This is a genomic window from Salinispirillum sp. LH 10-3-1, from assembly GCF_030643825.1.
Taxonomy (GTDB): Bacteria; Pseudomonadota; Gammaproteobacteria; order Pseudomonadales; family Natronospirillaceae; genus Salinispirillum.
Genome location: NZ_CP101717.1, coordinates 2,160,711 through 2,177,986, shown reverse-complemented (window position 1 = coordinate 2,177,986; position 17,276 = coordinate 2,160,711). Strand labels below are relative to the sequence as shown.

The following is a 17,276-nucleotide window of genomic DNA, read 5'->3' as shown; positions in this document are numbered from 1 at the left end:
GCATGGAGATCACTGATGCGCAGATTTCGAGTTGGGTGACTCATTATCTGTGGCCGTTGTTTCGTTTTCTAGGTTTCTTTGCCGTGGTCCCCATTTTTGGGGCGCAAACCGTATCGATGCGTATTCGGTTGTCGCTGGCTTTGGTCTGTACCATAGCGTTGGTGCCAGTATTGCCACCTATGCCGGATATCGAGGCCGTGTCGGTGACCAACTTCATTGTGATTTTCCAGCAAATGGCGATTGGTATCTCGCTCGGTTTTTTGGTTTTGATGCTTTGGCAGGTATTTATCATTGCTGGGCAAGCGATCGCGATGCAAATGGGTCTTGGTTTTGCTTCAATGATGGACCCCGCTAACGGGGTAACGGTTGCTGTGTTGTCGCAGTGGTACATCGTCTTGGTGACTTTGATCTTTCTCGCTGTAGACGGTCATCTGGTTGTGCTGGAGGTGTTGATCGACTCGTTCTATACCATGCCCATAGGCACGGCAGGGCTGACCCAAGGCAGTTTGATGGACATTGTGATGATGGGTACCTGGATGTTTGCTGCTGCCTTCGTTATGGCTTTACCGGCAGTCACGGCGTTGCTGATTGTGAACCTAGCGTTTGGGGTAATGACACGCTCGGCACCGCAGTTAAATATTTTTGCGTTGGGTTTTCCCATCACCATGTTGATGGGCATATTCATTGTGTGGGCATCCTTTACCGGGGTGTTCAGCATGCTTACCGAGCTGGTGTTGGATATTGTGCCAGCCATGAGAAGACTGGAGGTGACCGGTGGCTGAAGGTCAGGACAGCAGTCAGGAAAAAACAGAAGAACCCACACCCCGAAAACTTGAGAAGGCCCGCGAAGACGGGCAGGTGGCGCGTTCGAAAGAGTTGGCGACGACGGTCGTGCTCGTGGCCGCGGCCATGTCATTCATTATGTTCGGCCCCATGGTCGCCCGACAAATGTTAGACATTGCGACCTTTAACTTTGCCTTTGATGTTGCGGTCAAAGGTGACACGGCCTACCTGTTTCGCCATCTTGGTGCTTCTTTCAGTGCCATGGGGTTAGTGGTCTGGCCCTTCTTTGCCGTTATGGTTTTGGCGGCATTTGCCGGGCCACTCGGGTTGGGAGGCTGGAACTTCACCACTAAAGCACTGGCACCGAAAGGTTCGCGCATTAATCCACTGGCAGGCATCAAGCGCATGTTCTCGCTGAACTCCTTGGTTGAACTGCTAAAGGGGTACGCCAAAGTCGGATTGGTGGCCAGTATGGCAGTGCTTATTTTATGGAGTCAGGTTGATTCCTTGCGGGCCATTGCACGGGAGCCAACCCGCCAAGCGATCGTTCATTCTGCAACGATACTGGGCTGGAGCTTCTTATTGATGGCGTTGACGACCGCGATCATCGCGGCCATCGATATCCCTTTCCAAATTTATTCGCACACGAAAAAATTAAAAATGACCTTCCAGGAGGTCAAAGACGAATACAAAAACACCGAAGGTAAACCTGAGGTCAAAGCAAAAATTCGCCAGTTACAACGGCAGATGGCAGAAGGGCGCATGATGTCCGATGTGCCACAGGCCGACGTTATCATCACCAACCCGGAGCACTATTCGGTCGCGCTCAAATACGACCCTAACAGCATGCCAGCACCGCTGATGCTGGCCAAGGGGGTGGATGAAGTTGCGATGAAGATTCGTGAGATCGCGCGCGAAAACAGCATCAGTATTATTGAGATGCCACCGCTGGCACGAGCCCTGTATCACCACACCAAAGTGGGTGATGAAATTCCGGCCGAGTTGTACCTGGCCGTGGCGCAGGTACTGGCTTATGTCTTCCAAATGAACGAAGCGAAGAAAGGCCGGATGCCACCGCCAGAGCGCAAACCGAAGGTGGAGGTGCCGCCTGAGTTCCGTCACGACGATTGACGATAGGGCTTAAGGGCGCAGCGTTACATCCATGGATGGATGGTATGCGGGTAACGCACGACGGCATGGATGCCGGAGGTAGAGCAATGCAGGAGCAATTGCCGAGGACGCAGTTACCTGTCATCCGCCGTCGTGGTAAAATTATGTGAGTCAGCACCGGCTTTCGGGATATGCCGCCAGCGCTCAACGGCAGGCCGGGAATGCGCGCTTTGCGGCATACACCTTGCGCCCCTGCCTCAACCAGTGCTCGTCATCCGCTGATTATCCTTCTTCACTCAGCGGCAACCTTTTGCCGCATTCTGGCAAGGCTTTTGCAAAGTTCCTATTAGTAGTCTGTAAAGAGTCATCGTTTTGGCGGTTTAGGTACGCCCTCTAGGAATAAATCAATGGCAATGCCCGGTAGCAGTACGCTGCGACAACTCAAGAACATGGACCGCAATACCTTGCTACGTGGTATGCGCGTCAATGCACAAAATGTACTCACCGGGCACCTGGGTGTCCCCTTATTCTTACTGGTGTTATTGGCATTCGTTACGTTGCCGATGCCGACGCCCATTCTCGACCTGTTCTTCACGTTTAACATCGCACTGTCCATCATTGTGCTCCTGGTTACTATCTATGCGTTGCGACCGCTCGATTTTGCGGTATTTCCGTCCATCTTGCTGGTGGCTACACTGCTGCGTTTGGCGCTGAACGTTGCCTCGACGCGGGTCGTTTTACTTAACGGGCACGAAGGTGGAGACGCGGCAGGGAAGGTGATTGAGGCCTTCGGTGAGGTGCTGATCGGCGGTAACTACGCGGTCGGTCTCGTCGTGTTTGCGATCCTGATGATCATTAACTTCGTGGTGGTGACCAAGGGTGCGGGCCGCGTATCGGAAGTAAGTGCACGTTTTACCTTGGATGCCATGCCCGGTAAACAGATGGCGATCGATGCTGATCTGAACGCAGGCTTGATCGATGCGGATGCTGCTAAGTCTCGTCGGGCAGAGATTGCACAGGAAGCTGACTTCTACGGTTCTATGGACGGTGCATCGAAGTTTGTACGCGGTGACGCCGTCGCCGGTATCCTGATTTTGATCATCAATATCGTCGGTGGTATTGCCATCGGTATGGCGCAGCATGGTTTGAACTTTGGTACAGCGGTTGAAAACTACGCCTTGCTGACCATCGGTGATGGTTTGGTCGCTCAGATTCCATCGCTATTGCTGTCCACAGCAGCTGCGATCATGGTAACGCGTAACTCCAGCAGTCAGGAAATGGGTGGTCAGATCACCGACCAAATGCTCGGCTCCCCGCGCATTCTGGCCGTTGCCGCAGGCTTGTTGTGGGTGCTGGGTCTCGTGCCTGGTATGCCACACATGGTATTTTTGGGGCTGGCACTGGTACTGACGGTCGCTGCCTTGTGGACCTATTTGCGCAACAAGGAAGACGCTGAGGACCTCGCTGACGAGGCAGGGCGCCCTGGTGGCGGTGGCGGCAGCAAGGGCGGCGGCAAAGGCGGTGGTTTGCCGGGTAGCTCACCAGACGGTGTGGCACCGCGTCCCGGTGGCGGTAGCGCAAAAGAAGGTACCCTTGAGCAGGACACCAAAGAACTCAGCTGGGACGATGTGCAACCGGTCGACATGGTGGGCTTGGAAGTAGGCTATCGCCTGATTCCTCTGGTCGATAAGTCGCAAGGTGGGCAACTGCTGGGCCGCATTAAAGGTGTGCGCAAAAAACTATCACAGGATGTCGGTTTCTTGATGCCGTCCATTCATATTCGTGACAACTTGGATTTGTTGCCGAACCATTATCGACTCACACTGATGGGGGTCACCATCGCCGAGGCGGAGATCCATCCGGAACGTGATATGGCGATCAATCCAGGACAGGTGTTCGGCGATATTGCGGGCATTGCGGCCAAAGACCCGGCGTTTGGGTTGGACGCAGTGTGGATAGAGTCATCACAGAAGGATCAAGCTCAGGCACTAGGCTATACTGTGGTTGATGCCAGTACTGTTGTAGCCACTCATTTGAACCAAATATTGTTTAAGCACGCTCACGAACTGCTGGGCCATGAGGAAGTTCAGAAGCTGTTGGATCAGTTGACGAAGAATTCGCCGAAACTGGCAGAAGAACTGGTGCCGAATACACTCAGTGTCAGTGCCTTGTTGAAGGTTCTGCAGAATCTGTTGCTGGAGCAGGTGCCAATACGTGATATGCGCACCATAGCCGAAGCATTGACCAATGCTGGGTCGCAGGATACGTCACAATTGACCGCAGCGGCTCGCACCGCCTTGGCTCGGTTGATAGTGCAGAACATCATCGGCAATGAAACCGAAATGCCGGTTATGACGTTGGATCGCGATTTGGAACAGTTGTTGCAGAGGATCCTTCAGCAGGGTCAACAAAATGGCGGCGGTGATGCCGTAATGATTGAGCCAGCTTTGGCTGAGAAGCTGCAAGGATCGGTCGGAGAGTTGGTGCGCCGACTAGAGGCAGAAGGGAAGCCGGCGATACTACTGGTGCCTGGGCCTTTGCGCATGATGCTGGCCCGTTTCTTCCGGTTTGCCGTGGATAATCTGAATGTGCTGGCGTACGACGAAGTACCGGAAAATAAAAGAATTACTGTAGTGGCCTCGGTCGGACAGTCTTAGGAGCAAGAGCATGAAAGTACGTAAATTCATTGCACGGAACATGTCAGAGGGTTTAAAGCTCGTGGCCGCTGAACTGGGTGATGAGGCGATGATTCTGTCTAACCGTAAGGTGGCAGAAGGCATCGAGATACTTGCTGCCGTTAAGGCTGAAGACGAAGGCGACGATCCTATCGTGGCGCCGCAGATTGAGGCTGCTCCTAAGGTTCCTTCCGCCCCAGTACCCGCACCCTCTCAACCTAACGCCTTGACGCGTGACTCTCTGCGTGAACTGATAGCACCGCGCGCGCCAGGCGCTGCGCCTAAACCACGTGAAACCATGCAAGACAGCATTATTCGTATGTCTGAGCAAGAAGGCGGTGGGGGTTTAACCCGCGATGCTTTGATGCAGTTGTTGACTAAGCACAAAGACCCGCTGGAAGAAAAGCGGCAAAAGCTGCGTGACCAGATCACCGAACAAAACAAATACGATTTTGATGACGAGCCGGTCAAAGACGAGCCCGTTAAGCCAGTGGCGAAGCCGGTTCGGGCTGCCAAACCGGTCGAAAAGCCTGCGGCCCAGCAGACGCGTAAGCCTGCTCCGCAGGTACCGGTGCGTCCGGTCGCCAGTGCTGAGCAGAAAGAGTTGTCTGCAATGCGCGAGGAATTGACGGCATTGCGTCAGTGGCTGGAAGTGCATGAGCGGCAGAATATTGGAGAGGCGGGCGGCCCTCTTGCGCAACGGCTGATGTTGTGTGGCTTTGACAGTCGCTGCATTACGCCGATGGTGGAAAAATACGGTGACCAATTGGCGGATGACAGCTGGACCTTGGCGCTGGAAAAGATCGCCAGCTTGGCTGAAAACAATGCTGAATGTTTAGTAAAGCGCGGTGGTATTGCCGCCTTAATCGGCCCAACAGGTGCTGGCAAAACAACGACACTATCGAAGATAGCAACCCGTTTCGCGATGCAGCACGGTGCGGATGCGCTGGGTATTATCTCCTTGGATCAATACCGCATCGGCGCGCATGAGCCAGTCAAAATTCTGGCACGGATACTTGGCTGCGAAATTATCTTGCAAGATCAGGCGGATAATCTTGAAGAGTCCTTGGCTAAACTCAGCAGTAAAAAGTTAATTCTAATTGATACCAATGGTTCTGAGCGCGGCTTGGGCGCTTACCAGGCGCAGTTGGGTCAGAGTGCACTCGAACGCCATATCAAACCCATTTTGGTATTGCCGTCTAACTTGTCTGTGCATAGTCTGCAGAACGCCTACACGCGTTTCAGTGTATTGAAACCACGCGGCATTATTCTGACCAAATCGGATGAAAGTGCAGAGATTGGTCCTGTCTTGAGTCTCAGTTTGCGCAAAAAAGTACCACTGTTGTATTGGAGTGACGGCACCTTAGTGCCGCAGGATCTCCATTTTGGTCAGGTTAAACGCCTGATCGAGGAGAGTTATGCCAGCTTAAAGCGAGATTTCTCGGGGGCCAAAGTAGCCCTCACCGGTTAGTCTACGTAAAGACGCTGCTGGAGCTCTAGCAGTTTGAACCCTAGCAGTCAGGAACAGGCGCACTATGGCGAAACAGGAACCCGTTCAGGTAATTGCCGTTACAGGAGGCAAAGGCGGCGTTGGGAAAAGTAATGTGTCCATCAACGCAGCGGTTGCTATGGCAAAACTGGGCAAGCGCGTGGTGGTATTGGATGCTGACCTAGGGTTGGCAAATATCGACGTATTGCTCGGTTTGCGGGCTACCCGAAACCTGGTGGACGTCCTCGACGGCCGCTGTGGTCTCAAAGACGTCATGGTTGAAGGCCCGTGCGGCATTAAAGTCATTCCTGCATCATCTGGCACGCCCTATATGGCCAATTTAGCCGAGCAAGAGCATGCCGGAATCATACACGCCTTCTCATCGTTGGCAGATGAAATGGATGTGCTGATTGTCGATACCGCTGCAGGCATTTCCCGGACCGTTGTTAGCTTCGTGAGGGCCTGTCAAGAAGTCTTGGTGGTGGTATGTGACGAACCAACCTCCATTACCGATGCCTATGCACTGATTAAAGTCATCAATCACGACTACAATATGAATAGGTTCCGTATTTTGGCCAATATGGTCAGAACCAAAAACGAGGGCATGCGGTTGTACCAGAAGCTCACCAGTGTGACAGAGCGTTTTGTAGACGTTGCTTTGCAGTACGCAGGTGAGATACCTTTTGATGATAATGTAAGGCGTGCGGTGCAAAAGCAAAAGTCAGTGGTCGATGCCTACCCAAATACCAAGGCCTCAATCGCCTACGAGCAACTAGCACAGCAAATGATACGGTGGCCATTGCCAACCTCGCCCAAAGGACACTTGGAGTTCTTTGTAGAGCGTTTGATTACCGGCAGTGTGAGATAGTGAATGTTACAGGTGCCTCCATACATGTATGAGTCGCAAAACAAAAAAAGTCAGATGGATGAGCTGGTAACAGCGCATGCGACGCTGGTAAAGCGAATTGCGCATCATCTAATGGCTAGACTACCAGACACCGTATTGGCAGAGGATCTCATTCAGGCTGGCATGATCGGTCTGATCGAAGCGGCCAAGAATTATGACCGTACCAAGGGCGCTACCTTTGAAACCTATGCGGGTATTCGGATTCGTGGTTCAATGTTAGACGAGGTGCGGAAAGGTGATTGGGTGCCGCGCAGTGTGCATCGCAACAGTCGACGTGTATCGGATGCGATCCGTACTGTAGAAATGCGCGAGTCGCGTGATGCACAGGATCAAGAAGTTGCGGCTGAAATGGGCATTTCACTCGATGAGTTCTATTCCTTGTTGAAAGACACCCAGAACGCGCGTTTATTCAGTTTTGAAGAATTGATGGAAAGTTCGTCATCCGCAGAGTCGGATCAGAGTTGGCATTCGGCGGTTGAGCAGGGCCCCTCATCCCGTCACGAATCATCGAGCATGCACGCCTCAATGGTGGATGCTATAAAAACACTACCCGAACGGGAGCAACTCATACTATCCTTATACTATGACGAAGAGCTCAACTTAAAAGAGATCGGTGCGGTACTCGGAGTCAGCGAATCAAGGGTCAGTCAGATTCATTCGCAGGCCACTCATCGACTCAGAGCCAGATTAAGAGACTGGCGCGAAGGTGAAGAGTGACGTATACCTGTATATTATTAAGCGTGTTTATTAAAAAAAGTTAATTTGCGCCGATAACCTTAACCGGGTTTGCGTGTTTTGGAGGTAGCCTTGGATAAGAACATGAAAATTCTGGTGGTGGATGATTTTTCAACGATGCGTCGCATTGTTAAAAACCTGCTGCGGGATTTAGGGTTTACAAATACGCATGAGGCCGATGACGGAAGTACCGCCTGGCCAATGTTACAAAGTGGCGACTTTGATTTTCTGGTCACTGACTGGAATATGCCAGGCATGACGGGCATCGAGCTACTGCAGAAGGTGCGCGCGGACGATCGTCTAAAAACGTTGCCGGTTCTCATGGTCACTGCGGAAGCAAAACGCGACCAGATCGTGGCGGCGGCACAAGCTGGCGTAAACGGATATGTGGTCAAGCCCTTCACTGCTGCAGCGCTGAAAGAAAAAATCGAAAAGATTTTTGAGCGCGTGGATGCGAGCAAGTAACCGACTGACGGAGTACTTATGAGTCAGACAGGTGCAGACAACGCCAGACAAGAATTCGAAGAGCTGATTAAGCTTAAATCCCATGAGTTGCAGGGGCACATTGAGCGTGGCGATCTCAATGCCGCTATGAATATTATCCAGCAACTGCAAGATGCGCGTGAGCAGACATTGTATAAAGAAGTCGGCCGCCTCACACGTGGTCTGCACGACGCCATAACCAACTTCCACATTGATGCCAATATCGGCGAAGACTTCACGCAGCTGTCGGAGATGGCTGATGCGACAGACCGTCTCGGTTACGTGGTAAAAATGACCGAAGATGCTGCCAACAAAACCATGGATAAAGTCGATGAGTGTATGCCGATTGCAAATGATCTCGGCATAGTGGCAGATGAATTGCGCACTGAGTGGCAACGTTTATCACGGCGTGAAATGTCGGCAGATGAATTTCGTGAACTGTATTGGAAAATGGATCAGTTTCTCGATCGTTTAGGCGGAGACTCCAAAGCGCTGTACGGTCATTTATCAGACATCCTGCTGGCACAGGACTTTCAGGACTTGACTGGGCAGGTCATTCAGCGGGTAACCGGTTTGGTTCGCGATGTTGAAAAAAGCCTCGTCGACCTGATGTTGCTGGCCAGTAAAGTAGAAAACGTTGCTGGTTTTACGCGCGAAAAAGCGCCAGAAAAAGAAAAAGATAGCTTGGCAGGACATGGCCCCACGGTTAAGAAAACCGAAGATACTGTCTCCAGCCAAGATGACGTCGACGATCTACTGTCCAGTCTGGGCTTTTAGGGAGCTGTTGTATGAGCTTTGATGCTGACGAAGAAATATTGCAGGACTTCCTCGTTGAGGCGGGTGAAATACTGGAATCCCTGTCGGAGCAATTGGTTGAGCTGGAGCGGCGTCCAGAAGACCCTGATTTGCTGAATTCCATTTTCCGTGGCTTCCATACTGTGAAGGGGGGCGCTGGCTTCCTGCAGTTAACTCCGTTAGTTGATTGCTGTCATATCGCTGAGAACGTGTTTGACGTATTGCGCAAGCGTGAACGTCCGGTAACCTCTGCCTTGATGGATATTGTGTTGCAGGCCTTGGACACGGTTAATGTGATGTTTGATCAAGTGCGCGCAGGCTCTATGCCCGATCCAGCGTCGCCGCAATTGCTGGCTGACTTGGAGCGTATGACCTTACCCGAGACGAGTGAAGGAGAGGTCTTGGCGGAAACGCCAGCGGCGCCGTCTGAGCCAGAGCCAGTGTCCAGTGCGGGCAGCGACTCTGATGCTGTTGTGGCAGGTGGTGATATCACCGACGATGAGTTTGAGCATCTGCTGGATGCTCTACAGCAGGGTGGTTCGGGATCTGCGCCCGCCGTCGAAATTGAAAAGTCGCAGCCTGCTGAGAAGTCCAAGCCGACGGCGGGTGCTGACGACGAAATCACTGATGATGAATTCGAGAAGCTGCTCGATGAGTTGCACGGTGAAGGTCAGTTCAAGGTCGAGGCGGCGGACGTGCCCGCGGCAAAAAGTAAACCCGCAGCAACACCGTCTGCTGGGGACGGTGATGAAATTACCGATGATGAATTTGAGCAGTTGTTGGATAACCTGCACGGTAAGGGCCAGTTTGACGGCACCGTAGCGGAAAAGTTTGATCAGGACAAAGTGAAGCAAGTGGCCGATGTGCCATCTGCGGATGATACTTCCAGTGCAAAAGGGGCTGCCCCGGTGGCACCGAAAGCCACACCAGCCACAGCACCGGCGCCTAAAGCGGACATTAAACCAGCCGCGGCTGCAGCACCGCCCGCTCAGCCGACTCTGGGTGGGGATGCCAAGGGCGCTGCGTTGGCGCAAGAGGCTACCGTCCGGGTCGATACCAAGCGTCTTGACGACATCATGAACATGGTGGGCGAGCTCGTACTGGTGCGCAACCGACTGGTGCGTTTAGGTGAAGCTCAAGGCGACGAGGAAATGCAAAAAGCTGTTGCTAACCTCGATGTGGTAACAACGGACTTGCAGAACTCTGTAATGAAAACGCGCATGCAGCCGATCAAGAAGGTCTTTGGTCGTTTCCCACGCGTGGTGAGAGACTTGGCTCGCAGCCTGAAGAAAGAAATTAACTTAGAGTTGATTGGCGAAGATACCGACTTGGATAAAAACTTGGTCGAAGCCTTGGCTGACCCCTTGGTGCACTTGGTGCGCAATTCAGTTGACCATGGTATCGAAGCGCCCGATGTTCGAGTGGCGGCAGGCAAAACCAAAGTAGGCAAAATCACCTTGTCAGCCGAGCAAGAGGGCGACCATATTCTGTTGTCTATTCACGACGATGGCGGCGGTATGGACCCGAACCGCTTGCGCGGCATTGCCGTCGAGCGCGGTGTGATGGATCAAGATGCAGCGGATCGACTGTCTGATAAAGAAGCGTTTAACTTAATCTTTGCGCCAGGATTCTCTACCAAGAAAGAAATTTCTGATGTGTCGGGTCGCGGTGTGGGCATGGATGTGGTGAAAACCAAAATCGCCCAGCTGAACGGCAGCATTGATATTGAATCTCACATGGGTAAGGGCACCAGTATTCGCATCAAGGTGCCGTTGACCTTGGCCATCATGCCCACCTTGATGGTCATGTTGGGCGAGCAGGCCTTTGCGTTGCCTTTGGTTAATGTCGACGAAATATTCCATTTGGATCTGACTAAGACCAACGTGGTCGATGGCAAAGAAGTGGTGGTGGTACGCGGGCGTCCATTGCCTTTGTTCTATCTCAAGCGCTGGTTGATTAAAGGGTCAGTGCAACACGGTAAAGAAAGTGGTCATGTGGTGGTCGTATCCGTGGGCACGCAGCAGGTCGGCTTTGTGGTAGACCAGCTGGTCGGTCAAGAAGAGGTGGTGATCAAGCCGCTGGGCAAAACCTTGAACGGTACTGCTGGTATGGCGGGTGCAACCATAACGGGTGACGGCCGTATTGCTCTGATTCTTGATGTGCCCAGTATGCTAAATCATTATGCTTGAACCCATTAGGGTCAGGTCAGCTAAAGAGAGACAGTAATGACAATCAGTGTTCTGGTGGTCGACGACTCCTCGTTTTTTCGCCAGCAGATTATTTCTATTTTGCGGAACAGCTCGGAGCTGACGGTAGTAGGGACTGCAAGCCATGGGCGCGAAGCAGTAGAAAAAGCGATTCAGCTTAAGCCTGATGTCATAACGATGGACTATGAAATGCCCGTAATGGATGGCATTTCGGCGGTGCGCGAGATTATGGCGAAGGCACCGACCGCTATACTGATGTTTTCCTCATTGACTACCTCGGGTGCACGGGTGACGCTGGATGCGTTGGATGCCGGCGCACTGGACTATTTGCCAAAATTCCGCGAGAACATGACGCAGAATGAACTGCTGAAGCAGCAGCTCATTGATAAAATTCTGGCCGTTGCCAAAAAACGGCAGAAGCCACGCGTTGCAGCCGCCAGTGAGCGGCGGCCCGGTAAAATTTCACTACCACGCAAACCGGAAATTATTCTGATTGGCACCAGTACTGGTGGCCCCGTTGCCTTGCAGAAGGTGCTGACACAAATTCCGGCCACAATCCGTGTGCCGATATTACTGATTCAACACATGCCAGAGGCTTTTACTGGACCTTTTGCGGAGCGTCTCGATCGACAGTGTCAGATTCGAGTGGCTGAAGCCAAAGACGGTAGTGTCTTGGAACCCGGACTCGCGTTGCTTGCGCCAGGCGGCAAACAAATGATGTTGGGCTCACGCAACTCAGTGCGAATTATGGATGGTGACGAACGTCTGAACTACAAACCCTCGGTGGACTTAACCTTCGGCAGTGCGGTGAAATATTATCGTGACCGTGCGTTGGCCATTGTCTTGACTGGCATGGGGGCTGACGGTCGTGATGGTGCTCGTTTACTTAAACAAGCAGGTTCTCATGTATGGACTCAGGACGCTGCCAGCTGCGTCATTGATGGCATGCCCGGTTCGATTCGCAGTGCTGGGCTGTCGGATGCCGATATTCCGCTAGACGATATTGCAAAAACGCTCGTCAGTGTAATGTAAGCGAGCGACGCGGATGTTAGCGCTCGGAACTCTAATTGCCTGTGGACTTATTCTCTTCGGTTTTGTGCTGGAAGGCGGAAGTCCATTGGCACTCTTTAATCTCCCGGCTTTGATGATTGTGTTTGGTGCGACTCTGGGGGTCGGTGTCGCCCAAAGTGATCGGGCCCGCTTGATAAATCTGCGCTTTGTGCTGCAACGATTGCTATCGCCGAGTAAGCCTTCTTTTAGTGAAACGATTGATGCTTTGACGCGCTGGGGCCAACTTGCGCGTAAAGACGGCGTGTTGGCGTTGGAAAAAGAGGCCAGCTTGCAACCGGACGCTTTTTTGCAAGAAGGTATGTTGTTGCTGGTTGATGGCGTCAAGGGTGAAGGCGTGCAGCAACACTTAACCGTGGCGATGGTTGCAGAAGAGGAACAGTACTTAGAGGGGGCTGAGTTCTTTGAGCAATTGGCCAGTTATGCGCCTACTATGGGAATTCTAGGAGCCGTGCTTGGTTTGATCCAAGTAATGGTGGAGGTGTCTGATACCACCAATTTGGGAGTCGGTATTGCAACCGCCTTCGTAGCGATACTGTACGGACTGGCGTTGGCCAATCTGTTATTTCTGCCGGTAGCCTCACGTTTGCGCTGGCAGGCACAGCGCTTGTATCGACATAGGGAAATGACGCTGACGGGTCTAATGGCGATTCAACAAGGCGAAAATCCCCGACACATGGCTCAACGACTCCGGCACTTCAGGTGATTTGATGCGACGCTCTGCTCGAAGTTTTTCGCCACAGTCAGCACCACATTCTTCCCGATGGCTGTCATCATACGCTAATTTCACAACGATACTGGTGGCGCTATTTGCTTTTTTGATGGTTAATGCAGAGTTGGACTCAGCGCGCATCGGCGCATTGTCGGACACTGTCCAAGCGGTACTGGGTACCATCGAGCCACCAGACCAGTCCCTCCATGAACCAGAGTCGGTAGTGTCTGGATTGCGCGCACCGTCGAGCCCTGACATTGAACTGAACGTTGCTTCTGAGGCCTTGGTGGACACTGAGTCAGATACTCTACTGCAAGGCATTGCAGACACTATGGTACATGCCTTCGCAAACCACCGAGGCGCTGATACGCCCTCAGTCATTAGTTCGCCTGAGTGGGTAATGGTGCTATTGGCCAGCGACAGTTTGTTTCAGCCAGGGGACATCAACCTACGTGCTCAAGGGGAAGATGTGCTATACGTTATTGCAAGGGCTTTGCGCGATGAGGTTGTGGTGATCAATGTTGGCGCGCATACGGATGACCAAATAGCCTCAGCAGAAGCCAGCTGGCAGCTATCCAGTCGACGAGCGGCCTCTGTTGCGCGTTTTATGCAGCGAGATGGAATTGCGCCGCAGCGCATTGTGGCGCAAGGCTATGGCGGTTTTCAGCCGTTGCGACCGAATGATACAGCAGAGCACCGAGCTGCCAATCGACGCATCGAAATTTTAATCAGTAGGCCTTGGAGTGATTAAACGAGTGGGTGGAACCGAGTTGAGACCCGGTCAGATTGAACTCGTTAAGTGAAATATCTAAAGTTGGAACGCAGTTGGCAGATACAATAAAAAATTACGGGAGTGACAAACGTGCACGTTTGGGCCGTTGCAAATCAGAAAGGCGGTGTTGGTAAGACAACATCGGTCGTCAGTTTAAGCGCTTTACTCGGAGAGCAGGGTAAGCGCGTGTTGATGGTGGATATGGATCCACAAGGCAGCCTGACCAGTTATTTCCGCCTCAATCCAGATACTATCGAACACAGTGTGTATGATTTGTTCATGCATCAAGGCCGCGTGCCTGATCACATGACCGCGCAGTTGGTCGTCGATACAAATATGCCCAACGTGTGCTTATTACCCGCCAATACCGCATTAGCTACACTGGAGCGTAATATTTCCCAGCAGGGCGGTATGGGTTTGGTGTTGTCGCGCGCATTGACTCAGTTGTGGGATGATTTTGACTATGTGTTGATTGATACGCCACCGCTGTTGGGTGTGCTGTTGATCAATGCGATTGCCGCTGCGCAGGTGCTCATTCTGCCAGTACAGACCGAGTTTATGGCCTTGAAAGGCTTGGAGCGTATGATTCATACGCTGCAAATGGTAACCGCTTCGCGCAAAAAACAACTGAAGTATCTGATTGTCCCTACCATGTTTGACCGTCGTACACAGGCAGGGCAGCGCAGTTTGCGGACGCTGCGCCAGACCTATGACGATAAATTGTGGAAGTCAGCGATACCGATCGATACGCGACTGCGTGATGCATCGAGAGAGGGTTTGTCGATCTGTCAGCTAGACCCTAATTCTCGCGGTTGTGAATCCTACGGGAGTTTGCTACGCACGTTGCAACAGGAGATTGCATCGTGACACTGGTGTATCATGTCACGGACAATTTCCACGTGTATTCGGGAGTCTGTTAGGGTGAGTAGCTCTGATTCTACCAAGAAAAAAGCCGTTGCTGAGCTAGCGCCTGCTAAGCTGGCGTTGAATAGCTATCTCGCCATTATGCTGGAAGAGGCCACTTCGTGGGAGGATGATCTTGCTGAAGAGCCTGTTGTTGAACCCGATGTGGCCGAGCCAGAATTCGTTGAGCCAGAGCCAGAGCCAGAGCCAGAGCCAGAGCCAGAGCCAGAGCCAGAACCGGAGCCAGAACCGGAGCCAGAACCGGAGCCAGAGCCAGTAACGAAAGCTCCGGCACCAACACCGCGCACCCCTGAGCCTGAGGTGGCCGTTTCTCCGCCGGAGACTCAGCCCACTTTCGACGAAACGGTGCATCTTGCCGACAGTCAGCCAGTATTGGCTTGGAAAGAAAATGGTCGGCCAGGCTGGGCGCAGAACCGCTTCGATTGCTTGCTTTTCAAGGTCGATGGGTTAGCTCTGGCCGTGCCCATGTTATTACTCGGTACCATTTATCAGATGGACAGCGAACTTACGTCGCTGTTTGATCAGCCAGAGTGGTTTCTTGGTTTGCTGCGGGTGCACGACGGGCGCAATATTCGCGTCGTGGATACCGCCCAGTTGGTGATGCCCGAGCGTTATAGGCCGGAAGCAGTAGAATCATTGAGCTATGCTATAGGCATTCACGACTGCGATTGGGCCATGGGGTGTCACGAGGTTATTGGTTCTATAACGTTGACACCGGACGACGTGAAATGGCGAACGGAGCGTACTCGACGCCCATGGTTGGCCGGTACGGTGGTCGATCACATGTGTGCTCTGATTGATTTAGATGCTTTTGAATCGCAGTTGCTAAGCCAAGCGGCAAAGAAAAAACGCGTGCGTTAAAAGGGTTTTGGCGGCGTTGGCGGTGCGAAACTATGAGCGAGAACTTGGGTTTAATTAATTTGTTGTTGGGTCCGCTGCCGAACAAGGGTAAATTAGGCTATATTGATTATGTCGAGAGCAGTATTGTCTGCGTCTGCTGAGTCGTAAACGTGCTGCTTGGGTGCAGTAGGCTGATTTAAGGTGAATAAACTATGAGTACACAAGCTGCCAAAACCTCCGATGATCCAATTCTTCAGTGGGTAACTTTTCGTTTAGAGAATGAATCCTACGGCATCAACGTGATGCAGGTTCAAGAGGTGTTGCGTTACACGGAAATCGCTCCTGTGCCCGGTGCTCCCTCTTATGTTCTGGGTATCATTAACTTGCGTGGTAACGTGGTAACGGTTATTGATACGCGAGAGCGTTTCGGAATGTCCCCGTCTGAAGTGACCGACAACTCTCGTATTGTCATTATTGAAACTGATATGCAGGTAGTTGGTATCTTGGTGGATTCGGTGGCCGAGGTGGTTTATTTGCGCCAGTCCGAGATAGAAACCGCTCCGAACGTGGGTAACGATGAGACGTCTAAGTTCATTCAAGGCGTTTGTCATAAGAATGACGAGCTACTCATTTTGGTTGAGTTGGATCGTTTGTTCAGCATGGACGAATGGCAGGAACTTGGCGAGATCTAATGCAGTTAGAGAGTAAAAGGAACTCGAACACTGACGAGCACACTCAGGTGTGCTCATGACAGTCTTAGATGACGCACAATTACTGGCACTTTTAGTGCCTTTTGTCGTTTTGTTGGTGCTTGTCTTGTTTTCTTTGTGGGTCTCCGCTGGTCGACGGAATCGTCGGTTGACTCATGAGGTCGAGGCGATGCGTCGGGAGTTGTCCATGATTCAGGCAGGAAATATTGGCCTAGGAAAGAAGCTGTTGGCGGTGGCCCGTCAATCGCATCATGTGCAGCAACAGTTTAAAGCCATTAAAGACACTCAGTCCCAACCTGCCAGCTCCCCTGTCGGCAATGCGTCACCGAAATCATCGACTCCTCAGTTGGTCCCTAAAGAAGAGGCTAAAAAGGCGAAAGTAGATGTTGTCGTGGCCGATGATGATAGCGAAGAAGACACCTTAGTCCAGTTCGACACGGCGCAGACAATGCTGCGCTCAGGCGCGCAAATTGACCAAGTGATTCGCAGTACTGGCCTCACTAGGTCTGAAGCAGAATTGATATTGTTGCTCAACCAGCCAAGCATGAACGCGCGACAATAACGCGTGGGTTATTTAATTTGTTCTATTTCTAGACCCAGCTGGTATTTACCACCGCCCATTTCATCTACTCGGTGAACTTTCACCGCTGCATCTAATGGTGCAAATTGACCAGTAAGTGCCGGTAAGTGCACTTGAAATTGGGTACCTACAGCCACCGATTGATCGACTTCGATCAGCATGCCTACGGCGCTTAAGTCTTTGCAGATGCAATGCTTCTGTGTCCCGTCTTCCATCTGAATTACCGCAGGAGCATCCATATTCATGCGCATGAAGGAACGTTTTTCCATGTAATCGCGATCAATCATCAGAATAGCCCTTCTCGTTGTTGGCTTTCACCAGTTTGGCGAACAGGCGTGTGAAAATTACCCACACCATCTGTTATAAAAATTATTAGCGCTGGTGTCAAAGGCAAAATGCGGTTGTTGATGCAAAGATGAAATAAGGTAGTAAGGCCAGATTTTCCAGACGCCCTCTTGCAGGGCATGGAGTGAAGGAGTACGCTCG

The 17,276-nt window shown here is 52.0% G+C and carries 17 protein-coding genes; 16 read left to right on the top strand and 1 reads right to left on the bottom strand.

Annotated elements, in window-relative coordinates; translation table 11 throughout:
- Nucleotides 1-2 precede the first annotated feature (2 nt).
- The 16 genes from fliR (at nucleotide 3) to NFC81_RS09685 (ending at nucleotide 16,772) form a co-directional block, all read left to right on the top strand.
- Nucleotides 3-782: a flagellar biosynthetic protein FliR gene (fliR, locus tag NFC81_RS09760; RefSeq protein WP_304994298.1), complete on the top strand. Its 780-nt coding sequence runs from the start codon at nucleotides 3-5 to the stop codon at nucleotides 780-782.
- Nucleotides 775-1,914 carry a flagellar biosynthesis protein FlhB gene (gene flhB / locus NFC81_RS09755; RefSeq protein ID WP_304994297.1) on the top strand — a complete coding sequence of 380 codons (1,140 nt, stop codon included), beginning with the start codon at nucleotides 775-777 and terminating at the stop codon, nucleotides 1,912-1,914. Before fliR ends, flhB begins: the two co-directional genes overlap by 8 nt.
- Before the next feature lie 428 nt (nucleotides 1,915-2,342).
- A complete protein-coding gene (gene flhA, locus NFC81_RS09750) occupies nucleotides 2,343-4,550 on the top strand; it encodes a flagellar biosynthesis protein FlhA (RefSeq protein WP_304996967.1) in 2,208 nt (735 codons plus the stop codon).
- Nucleotides 4,551-4,560: 10 nt separating this feature from the next.
- The gene (gene flhF / locus NFC81_RS09745) at nucleotides 4,561-6,039 is read left to right on the top strand and encodes a flagellar biosynthesis protein FlhF (RefSeq protein WP_304994296.1); all 1,479 of its coding nucleotides are present in this window, start codon (nucleotides 4,561-4,563) and stop codon (nucleotides 6,037-6,039) included.
- Nucleotides 6,040-6,103: 64 nt separating this feature from the next.
- The gene (locus tag NFC81_RS09740) at nucleotides 6,104-6,925 is read left to right on the top strand and encodes a MinD/ParA family protein (protein WP_304994295.1); all 822 of its coding nucleotides are present in this window, start codon (nucleotides 6,104-6,106) and stop codon (nucleotides 6,923-6,925) included.
- Between the two features lie 24 nt (nucleotides 6,926-6,949).
- The gene (locus tag NFC81_RS09735) at nucleotides 6,950-7,681 is read left to right on the top strand and encodes an RNA polymerase sigma factor FliA (protein WP_304994294.1); all 732 of its coding nucleotides are present in this window, start codon (nucleotides 6,950-6,952) and stop codon (nucleotides 7,679-7,681) included.
- Nucleotides 7,682-7,771: 90 nt separating this feature from the next.
- The gene (gene cheY, locus NFC81_RS09730; RefSeq protein WP_304994293.1) at nucleotides 7,772-8,164 is read left to right on the top strand and encodes a chemotaxis response regulator CheY; all 393 of its coding nucleotides are present in this window, start codon (nucleotides 7,772-7,774) and stop codon (nucleotides 8,162-8,164) included.
- A gap of 18 nt (nucleotides 8,165-8,182) precedes the next feature.
- A complete protein-coding gene (locus NFC81_RS09725) occupies nucleotides 8,183-8,959 on the top strand; it encodes a protein phosphatase CheZ (protein WP_304994292.1) in 777 nt (258 codons plus the stop codon).
- Between the two features lie 11 nt (nucleotides 8,960-8,970).
- Nucleotides 8,971-11,166 carry a chemotaxis protein CheA gene (locus tag NFC81_RS09720; RefSeq protein WP_304994291.1) on the top strand — a complete coding sequence of 732 codons (2,196 nt, stop codon included), beginning with the start codon at nucleotides 8,971-8,973 and terminating at the stop codon, nucleotides 11,164-11,166.
- Nucleotides 11,167-11,202: 36 nt separating this feature from the next.
- A complete protein-coding gene (locus NFC81_RS09715; protein WP_304994290.1) occupies nucleotides 11,203-12,216 on the top strand; it encodes a chemotaxis response regulator protein-glutamate methylesterase in 1,014 nt (337 codons plus the stop codon).
- Nucleotides 12,217-12,229: 13 nt separating this feature from the next.
- On the top strand, nucleotides 12,230-12,958 hold the full coding sequence (locus NFC81_RS09710; protein ID WP_304994289.1) for a MotA/TolQ/ExbB proton channel family protein: 729 nt from the start codon (nucleotides 12,230-12,232) through the stop codon (nucleotides 12,956-12,958).
- A gap of 4 nt (nucleotides 12,959-12,962) precedes the next feature.
- Complete coding sequence (locus tag NFC81_RS09705; protein WP_304994288.1) at nucleotides 12,963-13,715, top strand: OmpA family protein; 753 nt, start codon at nucleotides 12,963-12,965, stop codon at nucleotides 13,713-13,715.
- A gap of 111 nt (nucleotides 13,716-13,826) precedes the next feature.
- A complete protein-coding gene (locus NFC81_RS09700) occupies nucleotides 13,827-14,603 on the top strand; it encodes a ParA family protein (protein WP_304994287.1) in 777 nt (258 codons plus the stop codon).
- A gap of 54 nt (nucleotides 14,604-14,657) precedes the next feature.
- Nucleotides 14,658-15,521 carry a chemotaxis protein CheW gene (locus NFC81_RS09695; protein ID WP_304994286.1) on the top strand — a complete coding sequence of 288 codons (864 nt, stop codon included), beginning with the start codon at nucleotides 14,658-14,660 and terminating at the stop codon, nucleotides 15,519-15,521.
- A 191-nt stretch (nucleotides 15,522-15,712) separates the two neighbouring features.
- Nucleotides 15,713-16,192: a chemotaxis protein CheW gene (locus tag NFC81_RS09690; RefSeq protein ID WP_304994285.1), complete on the top strand. Its 480-nt coding sequence runs from the start codon at nucleotides 15,713-15,715 to the stop codon at nucleotides 16,190-16,192.
- A 55-nt stretch (nucleotides 16,193-16,247) separates the two neighbouring features.
- On the top strand, nucleotides 16,248-16,772 hold the full coding sequence (locus NFC81_RS09685) for a DUF2802 domain-containing protein (RefSeq protein WP_304994284.1): 525 nt from the start codon (nucleotides 16,248-16,250) through the stop codon (nucleotides 16,770-16,772).
- A gap of 8 nt (nucleotides 16,773-16,780) precedes the next feature.
- Here NFC81_RS09685 and NFC81_RS09680 read toward each other — a convergent pair whose 3' ends face one another.
- The gene (locus tag NFC81_RS09680) at nucleotides 16,781-17,077 is read right to left on the bottom strand and encodes a PilZ domain-containing protein (RefSeq protein ID WP_304994283.1); all 297 of its coding nucleotides are present in this window, start codon (nucleotides 17,075-17,077) and stop codon (nucleotides 16,781-16,783) included.
- Nucleotides 17,078-17,276: the final 199 nt, after the last annotated feature.